Origin of the sequence: Nocardia rhamnosiphila NBRC 108938 (genome assembly GCF_000720425.1) — a bacterium.
Classification (GTDB): domain Bacteria; phylum Actinomycetota; class Actinomycetes; order Mycobacteriales; family Mycobacteriaceae; genus Nocardia; species Nocardia rhamnosiphila.
The window spans coordinates 417,177-438,182 of sequence record NZ_JOAJ01000007.1; the positions used below are offsets into that span (position 1 = coordinate 417,177).

General features: G+C 68.2%; 17 protein-coding genes. 8 read left to right on the forward strand and 9 right to left on the reverse strand.

Going from position 1 to position 21,006, the window contains the following annotated elements:
* Positions 1-9 precede the first annotated feature (9 nt).
* The 4 genes from IG75_RS0124105 to IG75_RS38485 all read right to left on the reverse strand — a co-directional run bounded on the left by IG75_RS0124105 (position 10) and on the right by IG75_RS38485 (position 6,971).
* The gene (locus tag IG75_RS0124105) at positions 10-2,523 is read right to left on the reverse strand and encodes an ABC transporter permease (RefSeq protein WP_030523318.1); all 2,514 of its coding nucleotides are present in this window, start codon (positions 2,521-2,523) and stop codon (positions 10-12) included.
* A 64-nt stretch (positions 2,524-2,587) separates the two neighbouring features.
* On the reverse strand, positions 2,588-3,364 hold the full coding sequence (locus tag IG75_RS0124110) for an ABC transporter ATP-binding protein (RefSeq protein ID WP_030523317.1): 777 nt from the start codon (positions 3,362-3,364) through the stop codon (positions 2,588-2,590).
* Between the two features lie 163 nt (positions 3,365-3,527).
* The gene (locus IG75_RS0124115) at positions 3,528-5,375 is read right to left on the reverse strand and encodes a protein kinase domain-containing protein (protein ID WP_030523316.1); all 1,848 of its coding nucleotides are present in this window, start codon (positions 5,373-5,375) and stop codon (positions 3,528-3,530) included.
* A gap of 252 nt (positions 5,376-5,627) precedes the next feature.
* Positions 5,628-6,971, reverse strand: coding sequence for a serine/threonine-protein kinase (locus IG75_RS38485; protein WP_081877059.1), 1,344 nt, complete (start codon positions 6,969-6,971; stop codon positions 5,628-5,630).
* A 109-nt stretch (positions 6,972-7,080) separates the two neighbouring features.
* Here IG75_RS38485 and IG75_RS0124125 point away from each other — a divergent pair, with 109 nt between their 5' ends.
* Positions 7,081-7,851: a deoxyribonuclease IV gene (locus IG75_RS0124125; RefSeq protein WP_030523314.1), complete on the forward strand. Its 771-nt coding sequence runs from the start codon at positions 7,081-7,083 to the stop codon at positions 7,849-7,851.
* Between the two features lie 216 nt (positions 7,852-8,067).
* Positions 8,068-9,003, forward strand: a complete 936-nt coding sequence (locus IG75_RS0124130) for a TauD/TfdA dioxygenase family protein (RefSeq protein WP_036515042.1) — start codon at positions 8,068-8,070, stop codon at positions 9,001-9,003.
* Between the two features lie 462 nt (positions 9,004-9,465).
* Here IG75_RS0124130 and IG75_RS0124135 read toward each other — a convergent pair whose 3' ends face one another.
* From IG75_RS0124135 to IG75_RS0124155, 5 genes are all read right to left on the reverse strand, one after another.
* Complete coding sequence (locus tag IG75_RS0124135) at positions 9,466-10,617, reverse strand: MCE family protein (protein ID WP_030523312.1); 1,152 nt, start codon at positions 10,615-10,617, stop codon at positions 9,466-9,468.
* Positions 10,618-10,901: 284 nt separating this feature from the next.
* On the reverse strand, positions 10,902-11,387 hold the full coding sequence (locus tag IG75_RS0124140) for a glutathione peroxidase (protein WP_030523311.1): 486 nt from the start codon (positions 11,385-11,387) through the stop codon (positions 10,902-10,904).
* Positions 11,384-12,607 carry a cytochrome P450 gene (locus IG75_RS0124145; protein ID WP_030523310.1) on the reverse strand — a complete coding sequence of 408 codons (1,224 nt, stop codon included), beginning with the start codon at positions 12,605-12,607 and terminating at the stop codon, positions 11,384-11,386. Before IG75_RS0124145 ends, IG75_RS0124140 begins: the two co-directional genes overlap by 4 nt.
* A complete protein-coding gene (locus IG75_RS0124150; protein WP_030523309.1) occupies positions 12,607-13,407 on the reverse strand; it encodes an SDR family oxidoreductase in 801 nt (266 codons plus the stop codon). The genes IG75_RS0124145 and IG75_RS0124150 overlap by 1 nt, the downstream gene beginning before the upstream one ends.
* Complete coding sequence (locus IG75_RS0124155; protein ID WP_030523308.1) at positions 13,407-14,612, reverse strand: cytochrome P450; 1,206 nt, start codon at positions 14,610-14,612, stop codon at positions 13,407-13,409. Before IG75_RS0124155 ends, IG75_RS0124150 begins: the two co-directional genes overlap by 1 nt.
* Positions 14,613-14,923: 311 nt before the next feature.
* Here IG75_RS0124155 and IG75_RS0124160 point away from each other — a divergent pair, with 311 nt between their 5' ends.
* The 6 genes from IG75_RS0124160 (at position 14,924) to IG75_RS0124185 (ending at position 20,813) form a co-directional block, all read left to right on the forward strand.
* Positions 14,924-16,393, forward strand: coding sequence for an aldehyde dehydrogenase (locus tag IG75_RS0124160; RefSeq protein ID WP_030523307.1), 1,470 nt, complete (start codon positions 14,924-14,926; stop codon positions 16,391-16,393).
* A 70-nt stretch (positions 16,394-16,463) separates the two neighbouring features.
* Positions 16,464-17,213, forward strand: a complete 750-nt coding sequence (locus IG75_RS0124165; protein WP_030523306.1) for an SDR family oxidoreductase — start codon at positions 16,464-16,466, stop codon at positions 17,211-17,213.
* Complete coding sequence (locus IG75_RS0124170) at positions 17,213-18,250, forward strand: NAD(P)-dependent oxidoreductase (protein WP_307687819.1); 1,038 nt, start codon at positions 17,213-17,215, stop codon at positions 18,248-18,250. The genes IG75_RS0124165 and IG75_RS0124170 overlap by 1 nt, the downstream gene beginning before the upstream one ends.
* On the forward strand, positions 18,250-19,716 hold the full coding sequence (locus IG75_RS0124175; protein WP_030523304.1) for an FAD-dependent oxidoreductase: 1,467 nt from the start codon (positions 18,250-18,252) through the stop codon (positions 19,714-19,716). The genes IG75_RS0124170 and IG75_RS0124175 overlap by 1 nt, the downstream gene beginning before the upstream one ends.
* Positions 19,717-19,733: 17 nt before the next feature.
* Entirely contained in the window at positions 19,734-20,312 is a 579-nt protein-coding gene (locus tag IG75_RS0124180) for a TetR/AcrR family transcriptional regulator (protein WP_030523303.1), read from the forward strand.
* A gap of 21 nt (positions 20,313-20,333) precedes the next feature.
* Positions 20,334-20,813 carry a nitroreductase family deazaflavin-dependent oxidoreductase gene (locus tag IG75_RS0124185; protein ID WP_030523302.1) on the forward strand — a complete coding sequence of 160 codons (480 nt, stop codon included), beginning with the start codon at positions 20,334-20,336 and terminating at the stop codon, positions 20,811-20,813.
* Positions 20,814-21,006: the final 193 nt, after the last annotated feature.

Consider the following 21,006-nt stretch of genomic DNA (forward strand, 5'->3'; position numbering starts at 1 on the left):
GAACCGGACTCACAGGTCGGCGATCGCGGCCAGCGGTGGGGTGCGGGCGGCACGGATCGCCGGCCAGAGCGCGGCCAGCACTCCTACGATCGCGGAACCGACCAGCATGTACACCAGCTGATCCCACGGCACCGCGATCCGGTCCAGGCCGAGATCCCGCAGGGTGCGCAGGAATCCGACGCCCAGGCCCAGGCCCAGGACCGCCCCGACGAGGGCACCGAACACCGCGATCAACATGGATTCCAGGTAGATCGTGCGGCGTACCTGCGCCCGCTGGGTGCCCACCGCGCGCAGCATACCGATCTCCCGGCGGCGCTCCACCACCGAAAGCGCCAACGTGTTCACGATGCCCAGTACCGCGATCACCACTGCCAGTGCGAGCAGCCCGTAGAGGATGGCCAGCAGATTGTTGATCTGCTTGGCGTTCTCGCCCTTGAACTCCTCACGGTCCATCACCTGCACGATCACGAATTCCTCCGTGGCACGCTCCAGATCGGTGCGCATGGACGCGAGGTCGGCCCCCGAGCGGGCCTTGACCAGTACCGCGACATCGGCCCGCAGGGATATCGGAACCGCCCGCTCGTAGACCGTCGACGGCACCATCAGCGGCCCCAGGACCCGCGAATCCGCGTAGACCCCGGCCACCGTCAACGGGATCTCCGTACCGTCGAGGGTTTTCACCGGTAGCCGGTCACCGGTGGTCACCCCGTGCTCGGTCGCCTCGTCCTGGCCGAGCAGGATTTCGGAGTCGCCGAGAGTCGCCGCACCGCTCAGCATGTCGAGGTTCACGACCTGGTCCAAGGGGCCGTCGGGCGAGGTGCCGAATTCGTCGTCGTCACCGATCTTCAGCGCCAGTCCGCGCAGGCCCACGGTCTGCGCCGCCTCGGGCACCTTCGCCCGCACCGCGTCGGCGGCGCCGGTCGGCACACCCATCATCTGCGGCCCGGTGAGGACGTAGTCGGCTTCGATCCCCTGGTCCACCACCCGGGAGATGCTGACCTTCGCCGATTCACCGAGCATGCCGATGGCGGTGACCAGCATGAGTCCCAGGGTCAGCGCGAAGGCGGTGGCAGCCGTACGGCGGGGATTGCGGGTCGCATTGTTGCGCGCCATCCGCCCGATCGATCCGAACGGCCGGGTGAGCACGCCCAGTCCGGCCAGCACCGGGCGTGACAGCGCGGGCGAGGCGAACAGCACCGCCAGGATCAGGCTCAGCGCCCCGACGCCCACCACGGCGGCCGCCCCGCCGCCGGTGTTACGGGCACCCAGCACCACCAGCAGAATGCCGGCGACCGCCAGTACCACGCCGGTCACCGTGCGCGCCCGCAACGTGTCACCGGCCGAGGCGAACTCCTCGCGCATGGCCTGCACCGGCGGGATTCGGGAGGCACGGCGGGCCGGCGCGTACGCACTCACCACCGTCACCAGCAGGCCGACCGCGAAGGCGACCGCCACGGTCCGGGGCAGGACGGCCATCCGGCCTGTCGGCAAGCCGAGATCGAACGCGTTCAGCAGCCCGGCGAGCCCGTAGGCGAGCCCGATACCGGCCAGCAGGCCGAGCAGGCTGCCGAGCACGCCGACGACCAGTGCCTCCCCGACCACCGACCGGCCCACCTGACCGCGGCTCGCGCCGACGGCCCGCAGCAGCGCGAGTTCGCGCAACCGCTGCGCCACCAGCATCGAGAAGGTGTTGTAGATGATGAAGGTGCCGACGATCAGCGCGATGGCGCCGAAGGCCAGCAGGAAGTAGTTCAGGAAGTTCAGCGCCTCGGAGAGCTGGGCCCGCATATCGGCGCGCACCTGGTCGCCGTTCTGCACCTTGTAGTCCGGGTACAGCATGGACAGCCGGTCACGCAGGGTGTCCCCGGGTATGCCCTCGGCCGCGATATCGACGTAGGCGACATGGGTGCCGTCGGTGAACAGTTCCCGGGCCTGCGCCTCGGTGAACTGCAGCCCGATGAAACCGCCGGTATCCGACGGCGGCGCGTAGATGCCGGTGAGCGTGACATCGATCGGTCCGCCGTGGGAGGGGACGAGCACCTTGGTGCGGTCCCCGACCTTCAGGCCGGCCCGTTCGGCGGCACCGGTGTTGAGGGCTATCTGGCCGGGTTCGGCAGGGGGTACGCCGGCGACGAACGGATCGGGCTCGGCGACCGCCCGCTGCGGCGGGATGTAGGCCTGTCCCGAGCTGGGCGCGCCGCCGGTCTGCACCGCTTTCTTCCCCGACGGATCGAGCAGCACCACCGACCCCTCGATACCGGGGGCCACGGTGCGGACCCCGTCCATGCCGGCGATCCGGTCGACCACGTCCTGGGGAATACCCGCGGACTGCCGCTCCTCCGGGCTCACCCGCACATCGACGCCCTTGGCCTCGTTGGCGAAGATCCCGTCGAAGGTGCGCTGCAGCGTATCGGTGAAAACGAACGACCCCGCGATGAACGCGGTCCCGAGGACCACCGACAGCAGCGTCAGGACGAGCCGCACCTTGTGCGCGGCGAGATTGCGCAACGCCACCCTGCGCATGGGATTGGCGGCCACTACCGGACCGCCTGCGCCGGTCGGGGCCGCGCGCACATTCCGGGGTGCGTCACCGGACCTCCAGGGCTTTCATCCGGTCCAGCACCGAGTCGGCGGTCGGATCCCGCATCTCGTCCACGATCCGGCCGTCGGCCAGGAAGATCACGCGGTCCGCGTAGGCCGCGGCGGTGGGTTCGTGGGTGACGATGACGACCGTCTGACCGAATTCGTCCACCGCCGCCCGCAGGATCGCCAGCACTTCGCCGGAGGAGTGGGAATCCAGGTTGCCGGTCGGTTCGTCGCCGAAGATGATTTGCGGTTTACCCGCCAGCGCCCGCGCACAGGCAACCCGCTGCTGCTGGCCGCCGGACAGTTCGCTGGGCCGGTGGCCCAGCCGGTCTTCCAGGCCGAGCCGCTTCAGCACCGTGTCGATCCAGTCCGAGTCCGGGGCCCGGCCGGCGATATCGAGCGGCAGGGTGATGTTCTCCAGCGCGGTCAGCGTCGGGACCAGGTTGAACGCCTGGAACACGAAGCCGACGCGGTCCCGCCGCAGGGCGGTCATCTGTTTGTCGGACAGGTCGGTGAGCTCGGTGTCACCGATCCGCACCCGGCCCGAACTGGCCTCGTCCAACCCCGCCAGACAGTGCATGAGGGTCGACTTCCCGGAGCCGGACGGCCCCATGATCGCGGTGAACTCGCCCCGCGCGAAATCGACCGTTACCGCGTCCAGCGCGGTGACCCGCGTATCCCCGGACCCGTAGACCTTGGTCAGTTCGATGGCGCCGGCGGCGACGGTGGACGGGGTGCCCGGCTCGGCCGGGTCCACGTCGACAGCGTGAGCAGTCATGGGTCCAGTGTGTCGGGCCGCCGCGAGCCGCGCCATCCGGGATCGCCCTGACCGCTCGTACCCCTGAGGGGTCGCCGGATACGCGGGTGGGATGACACCCACCGGTGGAAGACGAAACGGCGGGCCCCACCGGCCGTGGGACCCGCCGTTATCGCTACGTCACTCAGTTCAGCGGTGCCGACTTCCACCAGGTCAACATCTCGTCGATGGTGCCGACGATGCCGTCGGTGTACATCAGGTATTGGGCTCGTTCGGGATGGTTGGTGAACACCGTGACCATCTTCGGGCCGTCGCTGTCCCATGTGTAGTTGGTGTAGCTCTGGCCGCCATTGGCGTCGGTGGATTTCTCCGAGGTCGCGGGCAGTCCCTTGACCACCGATTCCACCTCGGCCGCGGAGGCGTAGGCGTAGATCCGGTAGAACGGGTCGTCGTTGTTGTTACCGCCGTAGCAGCGCCACTGCCAGGCCCATTTACCGAAGTCGGGTTCGCCGTCGTCGGGGCTGGGTGTGTAGCTGCTGTCGGTCTCCCAGCATTTCGCGTCGTGGTACCCGACCTCTTCGGACGTCGACCCGGGCACCAGCCGCGGGAATTCCTTGCTGATGGAGTCCGCGGTCGCGGGTACCGGGGCCACGGTGGTCTGGGTGCTGGTGCCGGCGGCCGTGGGGTCGGTTCCGCCGCCTCCGTCGCTCCCGGCGAGGGCCACCACGCCGATGACGACACCGATCAACACCACGAGCCCGACACAGATGGCGACGATGAGCCCGGTGTTCGACTTGGGCGGGCGCGGCGCCTGCTGGACCTGGGCCATCGGCTGCGGATAGCTCGTGGGCTGGGTGTATCCACCCGGTGTTCCGCCGCCGTACGGCTGGCCGACGGGCGTGGTGTACCCGAGAGTGCCACCGTAGGGCTGCTGGTGCCCGTCGCCGGGGCCCTGCTGGAATCCGCTCGCGTACTGCTGGCCCGGCGCCCCGCCGCCATAGGGCTGGCCCTGGACACCGCTGGCATAGGACTGGCCCTGCACATTGCTCGCATAGGGCTGCGCCGGTACTCCCCCGGCGTAGGGCTGGGGCGCCGCGGTGCTCGGGTACTGATTCGCCCCGCTGTTGTACGGCCCGGACTGATAGGACGGGTTCACCATGGTGGGCGGCGGTACGGCCAGCGGGATCGCCGGGGAACTCGGCGAGGTGAGGGCCTGTTTGGCTGCTTCGGCGAATTCGGTGCACGAGGTGAACCGGTCGTCGGGACGCTTCGCCATCGCCTTGGCCAGGACCGCGTCCAGCGACGGCGGCAGTTCCGGCCGGGCCGCGCTCAGCGACGGCGGCGGCGACTGCAGATGCCCCTGGATGACCCCCGCCGGGTTCGTGGAGGTGAACGGTCCGCTGCCGGTGAGCAACCAGTACAGCGAACAGGCCAGCGAATACTGGTCCGAGCGGTGATCGAGGTCGGCGCCGGTGAGCTGTTCGGGTGAGGCGTAGGCCAGCGTGGCCGTGAACGTACCGGTCTGGGTGAGGTGTCCGGTGTCGTCGCGCAGGCGCGCGATACCGAAATCGGTCAGGTAGACCCGTTCGCCACGGCCGCCGGTCGAGCGCGCCAGCAGGATATTGGCCGGTTTCACATCCCGGTGCATCACCCCCATACCGTGCGCGTAGTCGAGCGCGGATGCGGTTTCGGCGATGATCTGGACAGCACGTTCGGGCGGCAACTTCTGCGGATCCACCGAGGCGGCGTCGATACCGTCGATGTACTGCATCGAGATCCACAGCTGTTCGTCTTCGAGACCGCGGTCGTAGACCGTGACGATATTGGGGTGGTCCAGGCGGGCGACCAGATCGGCCTCCCGTTCGAACCTGGCGCGCACCTCCTTGTCGAAGAACATCTCGCGGTTCAGCAGCTTGAGCGCTGTCATCCGCGGCAGCCGCGGATGTTTCGCGAGGTAGACCGAGCCCATCCCACCCCGGCCGAGTTGCCGGTCGATGACATAGCCGGCGAAAACATCGCCGTTGGCCAGCATGTCTGCTCCAATTCCCGCCTGCGGGACCGGGACCCACCGGTACGCAGGCGTAGACGAAAAGCGTGTCCGGACCGCAGCGGTCCGGGCACGCGAAATCATCGAAACCATAGCAGCAGTGGATGGAGCGCCGAGGGCTCTCACCGGTCCGCATACGCAGCCGCAACACGGTCGCTACAGCGAGACCGCGCTACCGGCTCGCCGCAGGACTGCCGGTGCCGGGCCGACCCACCGCGGATACCCGGGATCCCGGCGCTACGGCGTCGCGCCCGGATCCCGGGGCGGCCGGGGAGGTTGGGCCACCGGCGGGGTCATCCCGGGACGGTTGCGAAATCCGGGCAGATCGATCATCGCCGGTTCGGCCGAACTCGAACGGTGCGCCCGGTCGGGGCGGGTGGCCCGTTCATCCGCCGGGGAGGCGGTGTCGGGCGCGTGCCGGGCATCGGGGCCCGGCTGCCGGAACTCGGCCGAACCCGGTTGTGGTCCGGCGGGGGGCCGGTGACCGCCGGGTCCGGGGGGCGGCCCGGGCTGCCGGTATTCGGCGGACCGGTAGGGCGGGGCCCCGCCCGGATGCGGGTACTCGGTGGACGGATACCTCGGCGGCGGCGGACCGGGGCGGCGGTGTTCGGTGGAGGGATACGCCGGCACGCCCCGCGTTCCGGGCTGCCGGAACTCTCCCGATCCGTACCCCGGTGCGGGTCCGGTCGGCGCCGGATACCGCTGGGCGGGCCGTAATCTGACCCCCGGCGGCCCGCCACGTGGTCCCGGCGGGCGCAGTGTGCGCGCGGCGGCCGTCGCGAATTCGGTACAGCTGAGGAACCGGTCGGCGGGATTCTTGGCCAGGGCCCGCGCGAGGACCTCGTCGAGCCCCGGGGGCAGCCCGGGCCGGATCCGGGTGAGCCGGGGCACCGGTGCGGTCAGATGAGCCTGGATGAGCTCGGCCGGATTGTTGCCGCGATACGGCCCCGACCCGGTGAGCAGCCAGAACAGGGTGCAGGCCAGTGAGTACTGGTCGCCGCGGTGATCGAGTTTCGCGCCGGTCAGCTGTTCGGGTGCGGCATAGGCCAGGGTCGCGGTGATGGTGTCCGCCGCGGCGATGGTGGTTTCGGCGTCGCGCACCCCCGCGATCCCGAAATCGGTGAGCAGCACCCGTTCCGGCTGCCCGATGGGCGGCTTCGCGAGCAGGATGTTGCCCGGTTTCACATCCCGGTGCAGCACTCCGTTGGCGTGGGCGAAGTCCAGGGCGATCCCGGTATCGGCGACGATCTGGACGGCCCGCCGGGGATCGAGGACGTGCAGATCCACCAGCGAGGCATCCGAACCCGGCACGTACTGCATCGAGATCCAGAGCTGTTTACCCTCGGCACCGCGGTCGTAGACGGTGACGATATTGGGATGTTCGAGCCGGCCCGCGAGTTCGGATTCCCGTTCGAACCGCAGGCGGATCTCCCTGTCCGAGTACAGGTCCGGGTTGAGCAGTTTCAGCGCGACCAGCCGCGGAAGCCGCGGGTGCCGGGCGAGGAATACCATGCCCATACCGCCGACGCCCAGCCGCCGCCGGATGGCATAGCCCGCGAAGTCGTCACCGGGCTCGAGCATGGCCGATTCCCCCTCGTCGGGTCGTACGCGTGTCTTCCGGTGTATCTTCCCGCACCGCCCGGGCGCAACACGAGAGCCGGTTGTCGGTTCGGGCCGATAGTCTGACGCCATGCGCATTGGAGCACATGTCCGCACGGACAGCGACCCGATCGGGTACGGCGAGCGACTCGGCGCCGATGTCGTCCAATTGTTCGTGGTGGATCCGCAGAGCTGGGACAAACCCGCACCGCATCCGGCGACCGAGCAGATCCTGGCCAGCCCGATCGATGTGGTGGTCCATTCCTCCTATCAGATCAATGTGGCCAGCACCAACAACCGGCTGCGGATGCCCTCGCGTAACGCGGTGGCCCAGCAGGCGCGGGCGGCGGCCGATCTCGGCGCGTTCGGGCTGGTCGTGCACGGCGGTCATGTGCGCAACGACGACGAGATGGAGGTCGGTTTCGTCAACTGGCGCAAACTGTTCGAGCGCCAGCAGGACAAGGGCGGTTTCGCGGTCCCGATCCTGATCGAGAACACCGCCGGCGGCAACCACGCCATGGCCCGGCATTTCGACAATATCGCCCGCCTCTGGGATGCGGTCGGCGAATACGGGGCCGGGTTCTGCCTCGATACCTGTCACGCCTGGGCGGGCGGGGAACATCTGGTCGGCGTGGTGGAGCGGATCCGGGGCATCACGGGCCGGATCGATCTGGTGCACCTCAACTCCTCCCGGGACGCGTTCGATTCGGGCGCGGACCGGCATGCCAATTTCGCCGAGGGCACCATCGATCCGGACCTGCTCACCGAGGTGTGCCGGACCGCCGACGCGCCGGTGGTGCTGGAGACCCCCGCCGAGGGTATCGCCGACGATCTGGCCTATCTGCGCGAACATCTGGGTTAGGCGTACCTCCGCCTTCGCTCCGGCCGTGCGCGTTATGCGTACCTCCGCCTTCGCTCCGGCCGTGCGCGTCCGCAGGCAACCCCGAAATAAGCACAACACACCCCGAGACCTGGTGGCGCAGCGTTGTGATCAGTGCGACCGCAATCCTGTTCGGTGCCGGGGCTCGGTGGTGTGCTCGAGAGGCGAACGATTCCGCTCTCGATCCGTGAGGTGCTCATGACATCCGAAAACGCCACCCCCGCCACCCTCCCCACCGTGGTCAAGCTCGGGTCCAGGATCGGAGCGCGTATCGACGGGGTGCGGCTGGGCGGTGACCTCGGTCCGGCGGCCGTCGAAGCCATTCGTAAGGCGCTGGTGGAACACAAGGTGATCTTCTTCCGCGGCCAGGACCAGCTCACCGAGGACGGCCAGTACGAGTTCGCCGAACTGCTCGGCAGCCCGACCACCCCGCATCCGACGGTCACCTCGCACGGCGAGAAGACCCTGGCCATCGACTCCGAGTACGGCAGCGCCAACAGCTGGCACACCGATGTCACGTTCGTGGACCGTATCCCGAAGGCGTCGATCCTGCGGGCGGTGACCCTGCCGCCCTACGGCGGTTCCACCACCTGGGCCTCCACTGTGGCCGCCTACGATTCGCTGCCCGAGCCGCTGCGGCTGCTGGCGGAGAACCTGCGGGCGGTGCACACCAATGTCTACGACTATGTGGGCCGCCACGGTGAGCACCCGGACGAGAAGACCAAGGAGCACCGCGCCGAGTTCGAGTCCTCGCTCTACGAAACCGAGCACCCGGTGGTGCGGGTCCATCCGGAGAGCGGCGAGCGCGCGCTGCTGCTCGGTCATTTCGTGCGGAACTTCGCCGGTTTCTCGACCACCGAATCACAGGCGCTGTTCCGGATCCTCCAGGACCGGGTGATCCGGCTGGAGCACACGGTGCGCTGGGATTGGCAGCTCGGTGATGTCGCGATCTGGGACAACCGCGCCACCCAGCACTACGCGGTCAACGATTACGACGGACAGCCGCGCCGGCTGACCCGGATCACCCTTGCCGGTGATATCCCGGTGGGTGTCGACGGCCGGCCGAGCACCGTCATCACCGGTGACGCCGGTCACTACTCGGTGGTCGAGGCACCGCGCGCGCTGGCCTCGTGAGCCGGTAGGCCCCGCGGCCGCGGCGAGCGCCGAGGTCCGTGGGGCAAACCCGGGTGCGACCGGCCACGGGGGCATCCGCCAGACTGGGGGCCATGAACTACTGGCCACCGACAGGTTCGCCCTCTACGGCACCGGGCGCTACCGGGGCCTTCCCGGCCGATTGCGGGGCCGGTGTCGCGGACCGGGTCCGGACCCCTCGTGGCGGCGCTGCGGAGGTCGCGCGGTGAAACGACGTCGTACTGCCCGCGGCCCACGGGACCGCAACCGCCACGAACTCCGCGCCCCCGCGCACCGCCGGCCGACGGTCCATCCCACCCCCGCGAGCCTCAGTGACAAGCCCTGCGGCGGCGTGATGTGCGTCCGTCCCGGGCCGGGGCAGCCCGAGAACGGCTCCTGACAGGAGCCAGCGAACCCGCACTGCAGAACGGCCGGCACCGCGACGGAAGGTGGCCCGGCGCGGACTCAGCGCATACCGGGCATACCGGCGAAGAGGAACTCGAACACGGTCGGATGGTTCTGATAGATCCGGGTGGACGGGATGAACGGATTGACCTCCGAGGTGTCGGTGACCACGTAATCGGAGTGGCTGCCCGGCACCCGGTCCAGGACGCCCGCGCAGCGCGGCCCGCCGGTGGCGTTCACCTTGGGTAGATCGTTCGGGTACTGGTAGGCCTCGGCCCCGTACATGAAGCTGGCGTTGAACGAGGCGCCCGGGTTGCGGCCGCCCATCAGGTCGTCGGCCAGCGGCATCGCTTTGGCCAGACCGCGAATGACGCAGTCCAGGGAAGGTTTGTAGGCGTCGAGCAGTTCGGTGGTGGGCCGGAGCAGGTCCAGCGCGGTGGCCAGGTTCTGTTCGTTCTCGGTCAGGACCGCGCCGGTGGTATCGGACAGGCCGATCGTATCCAGCAGCAAGGCGTCGAAGCTCTGCTCGTTGTCGGTGAGCGTATGACTCAGGGTGGTGGCATTGTCCACCGTGCGCAGCAGATCCGGCGCGGTATCGGCGTAGAGGTTCGTCACCGCGGCGGTGGCCTGGAAATCGTGCTGGAGCGCGGGGATGCTCGGATTGATCTCGCGTAACAGCCGGTCCGCGTTCACCAGCAGATCGCCGAGTCGCTCGCCGCGCCCCTGGAGTGCGGTACCGAGCGCGGTGAGCGTGGCGTTCAGTTTCGTCGGTTCGACCATGTTCAGGACTTCGGTGAGCCGCTCGAACAGCGTGTTGAATTCGACGGTCACCGATTCGCCGCGCAGGACCTGGCCCGGTTGCAGGCGGCCGGCGGGCTGGGCCGGTTCCACGAAGTTCACGTATTTGGCGCCGAACACCGTGGTGGAGCGAATATCGACCCCGGCGTTACCAGGGACCAGACGCATCAGGTCCGGGTTCATATCGAGTTCGAGGCGGACCTCCCCGTTACCGGATTCGATCTTGCCGACCCGGCCGACCTCCGCGCCCCGGAATTTCACCTTGGCGTCGGGATCCATCACCAGCCCGCTGCGCGGGACCACGACCGACACCGGTTCCTTCGGCGTGAACCCGCCGAAGAACATGACCAGCGAGAAGACCACGGCCAGGGCGATGACCAGCACCATCCCCAGTGCCGCGAGCTTGTACCGCACGACGGCCCAGACCTTGTGCAGTGTCGTTGTCGGCCGATCGGACCGATTGTGTATCGGTACCACCACTCACCTGCCTCGAGCCGTTCGGCACCCCGGCGTGCCGAACTGAACCGGATTTATGTCCAGACAGTTGTCCATGTTATGGCCGATTCAATCTGGGCGGGCGGTTTTCACCGATCACGTCCGGATTGCGCCGTATCACGCTGTTCTCGCAGGTAGAAAGTGAAAAAGGCCCGCTCACAACTGGGTGAGCGGGCCTCGATCATAAGCCGTTACGGCATCGGTTACAGCGCTTTCTCGATCGCCGCGACCAGCGTGTCCGCATCCGGTGTGGTGGTGGGCCGGAAACGCCCCACCACACTGCCGTCCCGGTCGATCAGGAACTTCTCGAAGTTCCACTGCACATCACCGGCCGCACCCTCGGCGTCGGGGGTTTCGATGATCTCCCGGTACAGCGGATGCCGGCCGTCGCCGTTCACCTCGACCTTCTCCAACAGGGGGAAGTCCACACCGTAGGTGGTGGAACAGAACTGCTGGATCTCCTCGGCGCTGCCCGGCTCCTGCCCCATGAACTGGTTGCACGGCACACCGACCACACTGAAACCGCGGTCGCCGTAGCTCTTCTGCAGTTCGACCAATCCGGTGTACTGCGGGGTGAGACCGCATTTCGACGCGACGTTGACCAGCAGCACCACCCGGTCGCCGACCAGCTCACCGAGCGTGGACGCCGAACCCGACAGCGTGTTCACCGGAATATCCCGAACGTTCATTCGTACCGCACCTGCCAACTCTTGATTCCGTTGATCCACCCCGATCGCAACCGTACCGGATCGGAAACGGATTCCAGGTCGGGCATGGCATCGGCGATCGCATTGAACATCAGGTCGATTTCCAGCCGGGCCAGATTGGCGCCCACACAGTAATGGGTGCCGGTACCGCCGAATCCGACATGCGGATTCGGATCGCGCAGGATATCGAAGGTGAACGGCTCGTCGAACCCTTCTTCGTCGAAATTGGCCGAGCTGTAGAACAATCCGAGGCGCTGCCCCTTCTTGATCTCCTGTCCGCCCAGGACGTGATCGGCGGTGGCGGTGCGCTGGAACGCGGTCACCGGAGTGGCCCAGCGCACAATCTCGTCCGGGGCGGTCCGGGGCCGCTGCTCCCGGTACAGCGCCCACTGTTCCGGGTTGTCCACGAACGCCTTCATCCCGTGGGTGATGGCATTGCGAGTGGTCTCGTTACCGGCCACCGCGAGCAGGATGACGAAGAACCCGAACTCGTCGGAGGCCAGCCCCTCCCCGTCGACATCGGCATCGACCAGCTGGGTCACGATATCGTCGGCCGGACACGACCGCCGCTGTTCGGCCATGTTCCAGGCGTAGCCGAGGATCTCCGCCGAGGCCACGGTCGGGTCGCCGTATTCGGGATCGTCGTAGTTGAGCATCTGGTTCGACCAGTCGAACACCTTGCGCCGGTCCTCCTGCGGGACCCCGAGCAGTTCGGCGATCGCCTGCAGGGGCAGTTCGCAGGCGACCTGGGTGACGAAATCGCCACCGCCGCTCTTCTTCGCCTCGTGCACGATGCGGTGCGCGCGCTCGGTGAGGGCCGCGCGCAAACCCTCCACCGCCCGCGGGGTGAAACCTTTGGAGATGATCCGCCGCACCTTGGAATGCTTCGGGGGATCCATGTTCACCAGCAGCGCTTCGGTGAGCTGCATCTGATCGGGGGTGATATCGCCGGGCAACCGGACGATGGACCCCTTCTGCTGCGAGGAGTACAACTCCGGGTTGCGGGACAGCTCCTTGACGTCCTCCAGTGTGCTGACCACCCAGTAGCCGCCGTCGTTGAAACCACCCGAGGTCTCGTCGGATTGGGCGTTCCACCACACCGGCGCCGTCCGGCGCAGGAGCGCGAATTCCTCGACCGGACTGCGATCGGCCCACAGTGCGGGGTCGGTGAAATCGAAACCCGGGGGCAGTGCGGTTGTCATCAGGAGTCCTTTCCATCTTCCGGGAGCGGTCGCAGCGGCGCTTCCGGTTGCACCTCGACCAGCACGAGATGGGCACCTCGCGGGGTGCCGACGACCGCGGACACCGCCCGGGCCAGATCGGAGGCACGCAACATGTACGGATGCCGCGCCAGCCCCCAGGCCTGCCAGGACTCCAGCAGCGGCCCCACCACCTCGGGCGAGGCGTTCATCCCCATCCCGGTGACGGTCGGTCCGGGCCGGACCAGCGAGGCCCGGATACCGGTGCCCTCGAGTTCCATCCGCAGCTGCTGCACCATCGCCTCGACTCCGGCCTTGGCGGCGCTGTAGGCCCCGTTCCACGGCCGCGGCAGCGGCGCGCAGTCGGAACTGATGAGCACCACGTCGCCGCGCCGGCGGGCCAGCATGCCGGGCAGCACCGCATGGGCCATCCGGTGCGCGCCGATCAGATGGATCTGCACCTGATGCGCGAAATCGGCCGGGTCCATGTCCTGGATGAGGCCGAATTCGATATCACCGGCCCCGGAGACCAGGATCTCGGTGGGCCCGATGGCCGCCTCGGCCGCGGCGACGAATTCGTCCACCGAGGCCTGGTCGGTCACATCGAGGCGGTGGGCGAACGCGGTACCGCCGTCGGCCCGGATCTTCCCGGCCAGTTCTTCCAGGATCTCCACCCGGCGCGCGCCGAGCGCCACCGGATGGCCCTGCGCGGCCAACTCCACGGCGGTGGCGGCGCCGATACCCGACGACGCGCCGGCCACGATGGTCGGCCGCTTCTCGGGATGGGGGTCGAACCGGGGCATTACCGCACCTCCACGGAGATCGGGAGCTTGGCGAAGCCCCGCACATTGGACGAGTGGACGCGGACGAATTCGTCCTCGCGCACCCGGTAGGACTTCACCCGCGCGGCGAATTCGCGCAGGGCGACCGTCGCTTCCAGGCGGGCCAGATGGGCGCCGAGGCAGAAGTGCACACCGGCGCCGAAGCTGGCCAGATTGCCCTTCTCGGCGCGGTCCAGGTCGTAGCTGTCGGCATTGTCGAAGACCTCGCCGTCCCGGTTGGCCGAACCGATCAGCAGCAGCACCTTGGACCCCGCCGGGACGACCCGGCCGTGGTACTCCAGATCCTCGGTGGCGGTCCGCGCGACGATCTGGCTCGAGGTGTCGTAGCGCAGGGTCTCCTCGACCCAGTCCGGGACCCGCTCCGGATCGGCGGCGACCTTGGCGTATTCCGCCGGGTTGTGGCCGGCCCAGTACAGGGCGTTGCCCAGCAGTTTGGTGGTGGTCTCGTTCCCGGCCACCACCATCAGGAACATGAAGCCGATGATCTCGTCGTCGGTGAGCCGGTCTCCGTCGATCTCGGCGCCGAGCAGCGCGGAGGTGAGGTCGTCGGTGGGCTTCTCCCGGCGCTGCGCGACCATGTCCGAGTAGTAGACCACCAGGTTCAGCGAGGCCTCGATCGCCGAATCCGGGACATCGGTCACCCCGTCCTCGCGATGCATGACCATATCGGCCATATGGCGGATCTCGTCGCGGTCGGCGGCCGGTACCCCCATCAGCTCGGAGATGACGTCCATCGGCAGTTTGCCCGCGAAGTCCTGGATCCAGTCGAATTCGCCCCGCTCGAGCGCCGGTTCCAGGTATTCCAGCGTCAGCTCCCGGATGCGGGTCTCCATATCGGCCACCCGCTTGGGGGTGAAACCTTTGAACACCAGCTTGCGCATTCGCATATGCCGGGGGTCGTCCATGGCGAGGAACGACATGGTCTTGTGCGCGTGCGGACCCCAGGCCGCGGGGTCGAGCGAGACGCCGTTGGCATTCGACAGTGCGGCGGCGTTGCGGAATCCCGCGGTGACATCCGCGTGCCGCGACAGCGCGTAGAAGTCGAGTTCGGCGTTGTAGTAGAGCGGCGCCTCCGCGCGCAGCCGGGCGTAGACCGGGTACGGGTCTTCGTGGAAGACGTAGTCGTAGGGATCGAACGCCACCGGCTCCAACGATGCGGCCGTCATCGGACCCACCTCTGTTTCGATAACGAGTTCTCGCCGGGCGCGACCGATCGGCCGCCGGGGAGAGACACATAGCTGGACATGTGTCTGGACGGTACCAGCGGCGCGCCTCCGCGACAATGATCGTACGGGAATCGACTGCTCAGAAGCGCGGCCACAGCCGCGAGCGCCGGCAATCCGGCCCACAACCGCCGATCCCGCCGAGTTTGCGGCACGATCAGCACGGAGCACTGAACGATAGAACCCGTTCTTGCACTCGAGAAAGAGTCCGGACTATATTCCATACACCTGTCCAGACAGTATTGGGGTCTTTCATGAACAGTCTTCTGCCCGGCGACAGTTCTCGACTGCTGATCGGCGGCAGCCTCGTGCCCGGCGGCAACGGCGTGTTCGAGAATGTGAACCCGGCGACCGAAGAGGTCATCGGCACCGCGGCCGACGCGGACGCCGCCGATATGAACGCCGCCATCGCCGCCGCCCGCACCGCCTTCGACGACACCGACTGGTCCCGGGACCACGCGTTCCGGGTGCGCTGCCTGGAGCAATTGCAGGCCGGTCTGAAGGCGCACGCGGAGGAGCTGCGGGAGATCACCGTCGCCGAGGTGGGCGCGCCGATCATGTTCACCAGTGGACCCCAGCTCGACGGACCCGTCGAGGACCTGAGCTTCGCCACCCGGCTGGCCGCGAACTACGAATGGGAAACCGAACTCGGTGTGGCCGCGCCGATGGGCATCAGCACCCACCGGGCGCTGCGCCGCGAAGCGGTCGGCGTGGTCGGCGCGATCACCCCGTGGAACTTCCCGCACCAGATCAATTTCGCGAAATTGGGCCCGGCGCTGGCCGCCGGCAACACCGTCGTCCTCAAACCCGCCCCGGACACCCCGTGGTGCGCGGCGGCGCTGGCCTCGATCATCACCGAGGAGACCGAGATCCCGCCCGGGGTGGTCAATATCGTCACCTCCGCCGATCACGGCCTCGGCGCACAGCTCTCCGGTGATCCACGGGTCGACCTGATCAGTTTCACCGGGTCCACCAACACCGGTCGCGCCGTGATGGCGTCGGCCGCGGCCAATCTCAAGAAGACCTTTCTCGAACTCGGCGGAAAGTCGGCATTCATCGTGCTCGACGACGCCGACCTCGCCACCGCGGTGGGCTACGCCGGTTTCTCGCTGTGTGTCCACGCCGGCCAGGGCTGCGCCCTGTCCACGCGCCTGCTGGTACCGCGGCACAAATACGAGGAAGCGTTGGAGGCCGCCGCGAACACCATGCGCGGTATCCGTCCCGGCGATCCGACGAACCCCGGCACCGTCTGCGGTCCGGTGATCTCCGACCGCCAGCGCACCCGGGTACTCGGCTATATCGACAGCGCCCGCGCCGACGGCGGCCGGATCGTGGCCGGCGGCGGCCGCCCGGCCGAACACGACCGCGGTTTCTACGTCGAACCCACCGTCATCGCCGACCTGGACAACAGCGCCAAGGCCGCCCAGGAGGAGATCTTCGGCCCGGTCCTGGTGGTCCTCCCCTACGACGGCGACGACGACGCCGTCCGGATCGCCAACGATTCCCCCTACGGCCTGTCCGGCGCGGTGTGGGGTAACGACCCCGAGCGGATCCGCCGGGTCACCGACCGGGTACGCACCGGCACGCTCGGCGTCAACGGCGGTATGTGGTACAGCGCCGACGCGCCCTTCGGTGGCTACAAACAGTCCGGTATCGGCCGCGAGATGGGCGTCGCCGGCTTCGAGGAGTACCTGGAGACCAAACTCGTCGCCACCGCGCAGTAGTCGCGCGGCCGGCCCCCGGCAGCGGAACCTTTTCCGACCATGCTTTCCCGATCAACGAGGAGCTCATCCCATGGCTCGTTTCACCGGTAGGACCGCCATCGTCACCGGCGCCGCCCGCGGTATCGGCGAGGTCTACGCGCAGGCGCTGGCCGCCGAGGGCGCGTCGGTCGTCGTCGCGGATCTGAACGAAGAGGGCGGTACCGCCGTCGCCGAGAAGATCGTGGCCGACGGCGGTACCGCGTCGTTCCACACCGTCGACGTCTCGGATCCCGAATCGGCCAAGGCCCTGGCAGATTTCACCGTCGAGAAGTACGGCAGGATCGACCATCTGGTCAACAACGCCGCCATCTACGGCGGGATGAAACTCGATCTGCTGCTCACCGTGCCCTGGGACTACTACAAGAAGTTCATGTCGGTGAACCTGGACGGCGCGCTCGTGATGACCCGCGCGGTCTGGGAGAACATGGCGGCCAACGGCGGCGGTTCGATCGTCAACCAGTCCTCCACGGCGGCCTGGGTGTACTCCGGCTTCTACGGTCTGGCGAAGGTCGGGATCAACGGACTCACCCAGCAGCTGGCCACCGAACTCGGCGGCTCGAATATCCGGGTCAACGCGATCGCCCCGGGGCCCACCGATACCGAGGCCACCAAGACCACCACGCCCGCGAGCATGGTCAAGGATATGGTGAACCGGTTGCCGCTCAAGCGGATGGGCACACCCGACGATATGGCCGGCGCCCTGCTCTACCTGCTCTCCGACGACGCCTCCTGGGTCACCGGGCAGATCTTCTGCGTCGACGGCGGCCAGGTGATCCGGTAGTGAGCGCGGACTCCGCCGGCAGCACCCGGGTCGGTTTCATCGGCCTGGGCGATATGGGCGCGCCGATGGCGAAGAAACTGCTGGACTGGTCCGGCGGTCTCACCGTCTGCGATACCCGGCCCGAGGCGGTGGAACCGTTCACCGCCGCGGGCGCCGAGGCCGCCGCCACCGCGGCCGAACTGGCCGCGAAATGCGGGGTCATCAGTATCGCGGTGGTGAACGACCGGCAGGTCCGCGCCGTACTCACCGGCGAGCACGGGGTATTGAGCACCGCCGCGCCGGGCACGGTGGTGGCCGTGCACTCCACCATCGGCGACGAGTCCGCGGTGGAATTCGCCCGGCTCTGCGCCGAACGCGGCGTGCACCTGGTCGATGCCCCGATCAGCGGCGGCGCCGCGGGCGCGAACAGCGGCCGGCTGGCCGTGATGATCGGCGGCAGCGCCGACGCCGTCGCGGCGGTGCGCGAACCCTTCGGCTGCTTCGCCGATCTGGTGGTGCACGCCGGTGAGATCGGGGCCGGCACCCGCATGAAGCTGGCCCGCAACCTGCTGCATTTCATCTCGTTCACCGCCGCCACCGAGGCACAGCGGCTGGCCGAGGCCGCCGGGCTCGATATCACCGCGCTGGGCAAGGTGGTCCGCCATTCCGACGCGGTGACCGGCGGGGCGGGTTCGATCATGCTGCGCGATACCACCGCCCCCATCGCGGAGGGCGATTTCTGGCTGCCGATCCTCACCCATGTCCGGGAGCTCGGGGAGAAGGATCTGTCCCTGGCTCTCGACCTCGGCGAGCGGGTCGATACCGAGCTGCCCCTGGCCGCGCTGGCGCTGACGCGCCTCGGCGCGGGGCTGGGCGTCGGGCAGGGCGAGATCGCCGCCGCACGGCATGGAGCCACCGCCGCCCCGCAAGACACCCCCACCGCTGAGCGGGACGGCCACTCCACCCACGCACCGGGACGTGCCACCATCGCCGCACAGCAGGCCGCCCCGGGGGCCCCGGCAGCCGGCGCGCAGAACGACAGTAAGGAATCCGAATAATGGCCGACGCCACCTCTCTCCGACCAATACCCTCCGCCGAGGTCACCGAGTGGGACCGGACCGCCGATGTGGTCGTGGCCGGCTACGGGATCGCCGGTGTCTGCGCCGCGATCGAGGCGGCGCGCGCCGGGTCGAATGTGTTGATCCTGGAACGCACCAGCGGCTGGGGCGGTGCGGCGGCGCTGGCCGGCGGTTTCATCTACCTCGGTGGCGGCACGCCGTTGCAGAAGGCACTCGGTTTCGCGGACAGCCCGGAGAACATGGAGAAGTTCATGGTCGCCGCGCTGGGTCCGGGGGTGGACCGCGCGAAGATCGCCGACTACTGCCGCGGCAGTGTCGAGCACTACGAATGGCTGGTCGCCAACGGCGTGCCCTTCAAAGCGGAATTCTGGGGCGAACCCGGCTGGGAACCCCCGCACGACGAGGGACTGATGTATTCCGGCGGGGAGAACGCGGCCCCGTTCAACACCGTCGCCGACCCCGCTCCGCGCGGCCACGTCCCGCAGATGAGCAATAAGCGGACCGGCTCCAAGGGCGGCGGCTACATGCTGATGAAACCGCTGGCCGAAACCGCCGAGAAGCTCGGTGTCGCAGCCGTTTACGACACCCGGATCCAGCGCCTGATCGTCGACGGCGACCGGGTCGTCGGAGTGGTCGCCAAACAGTACGGCAAGGAACTGACCATCCGAGCCGAGCGCGGAGTCGTCCTGGCCACCGGCAGTTTCGCCTACCACGACCAGATGATCGAGGGCTTCGCGCCGCGGCTCATCGGCCGCCCGGGCGCCGCCATCGAGGAACACGACGGGATCGCCATCCGGATCGCGCAGGCGCTCGGCGCCGATCTGGCCCATATGGACGCCACCGAGGTCGCGTTCTTCGGTGATCCGCAGATGATGGCGCGCGGCATCCTGGTGAACGGCCGCGGCCAGCGGTACGTCCCCGAGGACACCTACCCCGGCCGGATCGGGCAGATGACCCTGTTCCACCAGGAGAACCAGGCGTTCCTGATCATCGGCGAGGCCGCCTACGAGGAATCGCTGACCACCGAGACCTCCACCCCGTTCTTCCGCCAGCCGCCGACCTGGGCGGCGGAGACGATCGCCGAACTCGAATCCGATATCGGCCTGCCCGAACTGGCCCTGCAGACCACGGTCGAGCTGTACAACAAGCATGCCGCGAACGGCCAGGACCCGCTGCTGGGCAAGAAGGCGGAGTGGACGAAACCGCTGGAGGGCCCCTTCGCCGCATTCGATATGCGCGGCTTCACCGCGGGATTCACCCTGGGCGGTCTGCGTACCGATCTGGATTCCCGGGTCCTGCACGTGAACGGCGAACCCATCCCCGGACTGTTCGCCGCCGGTCGCTGCACCTCCGGTGTCTGCGCGGGCGGATACGCCAGCGGGACCTCGCTGGGTGACGGCAGTTTCTACGGCCGCCGGGCCGGGATTACGGCCGCGAAGAACTGAACGGTACCTTTAGACACATGTCCGAAGGTGAACCCGTCGTCGTGGAGGCGACCCGTCGGCGGCTGTCCGCGAAACAGGCCGATACGGTCGACAAACTGACGAAGGCCGCGGTGGAGGTGCTGACCCGCGAGGGGTTCGCGGGAATGACCATCCGGATGGTCGCCGCCGCGGCCGGGGTCGGCACCGCCACCGCGTACACCTATTTTTCGTCGAAGGAACATCTGGTCGCCGAGATCTTCTGGCGCCGGCTGGTGGCGGCGCCCTCACCGGTCAGCGAGGATCCCGATCCCACGGTCCGGGTGGTGGCCGAGCTGCGTGCCATCGCCATGCTGGTCGCCGACGACCAAGAGGTCTCCGGCGCGGTCACCAGCGCCATGCTCGGCCGCGATCCCGATGTGGCCCATCTGCGCGCCCGCATCGGCCTGGAGATCCGCACCCGGATCGAGCGCGCGCTGGGACCCGATCCGGACCCGGAGGTGGTCGTCTCGCTGGAACTGGTCTACGCGGGCGCACTCGTCCGGGCCGGTATGGGCTATGCCTCCTACGCCGATATCGCCGACCTCATCGAGAAATCCGCGCTGTTGATCCTGCGCTGAGCATCGGAGCTTGGAGTAACTATGAACAACCGCCCCAAACAGCTCGACTCGCCCTTGGTGCAGACCGTCATCAAGTACATGTCCAAGGTGAATACCTGGACCTATCGGAAAACCGGGGGCCGCGTCGGCGGCACCTGGCGCGTCGGGGCGGGTTTCCGCAAACCGGTGCCCACGCTGCTGCTGGAACACACCGGCCGCAAATCCGGTAAGCAGTTCACAGTGCCGCTGCTGTTCCTGCGCGACGACGCGAACATCATCGTGGTCGCCTCGCAGGGCGGGATGCCGAAGAACCCGCAGTGGTACCACAACCTCGTCGCGGCCCCGGATACCACCGTGCAGATCGGCAAAGACCGGATCCCGGTACGAGCACGCCTCGCCGACGACGCCGAACGCGACCGGCTGTGGCCGAAACTGCTCGAACTGTACGCGGATTTCGACAACTACCAGTCGTGGACCGAACGCCGTATCCCGGTGTTCGTGCTGGTACCCCGCACCACCTGACGGTTCCTGCGGTCCCGAACGGATATCGCGCCCGGATTCACCGGACCCCCTCCATGCCTGCGAGGAAGAACGTCGGCGTAGGCGGGCGCCGACCCCGAGACGCCCGCAAGTCCGATCCGCTCGGCGGGGCCGACCTGGCATCGGGATGGATCATACCGACGACTCCGGGTCGCGCACTGCCGCCCGAGTCCAC

What these genes read in the sequence shown, in the direction of transcription:
- IG75_RS0124180 (WP_030523303.1), top strand. Translation starts at nt 19,734, where the DNA reads ATGTCCGAAGGTGAACCCGTCGTCGTGGAGGCGACCCGTCGGCGGCTG.
- IG75_RS0124165 (WP_030523306.1), top strand. Translation starts at nt 16,464, where the DNA reads ATGGCTCGTTTCACCGGTAGGACCGCCATCGTCACCGGCGCCGCCCGC.
- IG75_RS0124140 (WP_030523311.1), bottom strand. Translation starts at nt 11,387, where the DNA reads ATGAACGTTCGGGATATTCCGGTGAACACGCTGTCGGGTTCGGCGTCC.
- IG75_RS0124105 (WP_030523318.1), bottom strand. Translation starts at nt 2,523, where the DNA reads ATGCGCAGGGTGGCGTTGCGCAATCTCGCCGCGCACAAGGTGCGGCTC.
- IG75_RS0124155 (WP_030523308.1), bottom strand. Translation starts at nt 14,612, where the DNA reads ATGACGGCCGCATCGTTGGAGCCGGTGGCGTTCGATCCCTACGACTAC.
- IG75_RS0124175 (WP_030523304.1), top strand. Translation starts at nt 18,250, where the DNA reads ATGGCCGACGCCACCTCTCTCCGACCAATACCCTCCGCCGAGGTCACC.
- IG75_RS38485 (WP_081877059.1), bottom strand. Translation starts at nt 6,971, where the DNA reads ATGCTCGAGCCCGGTGACGACTTCGCGGGCTATGCCATCCGGCGGCGG.
- IG75_RS0124130 (WP_036515042.1), top strand. Translation starts at nt 8,068, where the DNA reads ATGACATCCGAAAACGCCACCCCCGCCACCCTCCCCACCGTGGTCAAG.
- IG75_RS0124125 (WP_030523314.1), top strand. Translation starts at nt 7,081, where the DNA reads ATGCGCATTGGAGCACATGTCCGCACGGACAGCGACCCGATCGGGTAC.
- IG75_RS0124115 (WP_030523316.1), bottom strand. Translation starts at nt 5,375, where the DNA reads ATGCTGGCCAACGGCGATGTTTTCGCCGGCTATGTCATCGACCGGCAA.
- IG75_RS0124145 (WP_030523310.1), bottom strand. Translation starts at nt 12,607, where the DNA reads ATGACAACCGCACTGCCCCCGGGTTTCGATTTCACCGACCCCGCACTG.
- IG75_RS0124150 (WP_030523309.1), bottom strand. Translation starts at nt 13,407, where the DNA reads ATGCCCCGGTTCGACCCCCATCCCGAGAAGCGGCCGACCATCGTGGCC.
- IG75_RS0124110 (WP_030523317.1), bottom strand. Translation starts at nt 3,364, where the DNA reads ATGACTGCTCACGCTGTCGACGTGGACCCGGCCGAGCCGGGCACCCCG.
- IG75_RS0124160 (WP_030523307.1), top strand. Translation starts at nt 14,924, where the DNA reads ATGAACAGTCTTCTGCCCGGCGACAGTTCTCGACTGCTGATCGGCGGC.
- IG75_RS0124185 (WP_030523302.1), top strand. Translation starts at nt 20,334, where the DNA reads ATGAACAACCGCCCCAAACAGCTCGACTCGCCCTTGGTGCAGACCGTC.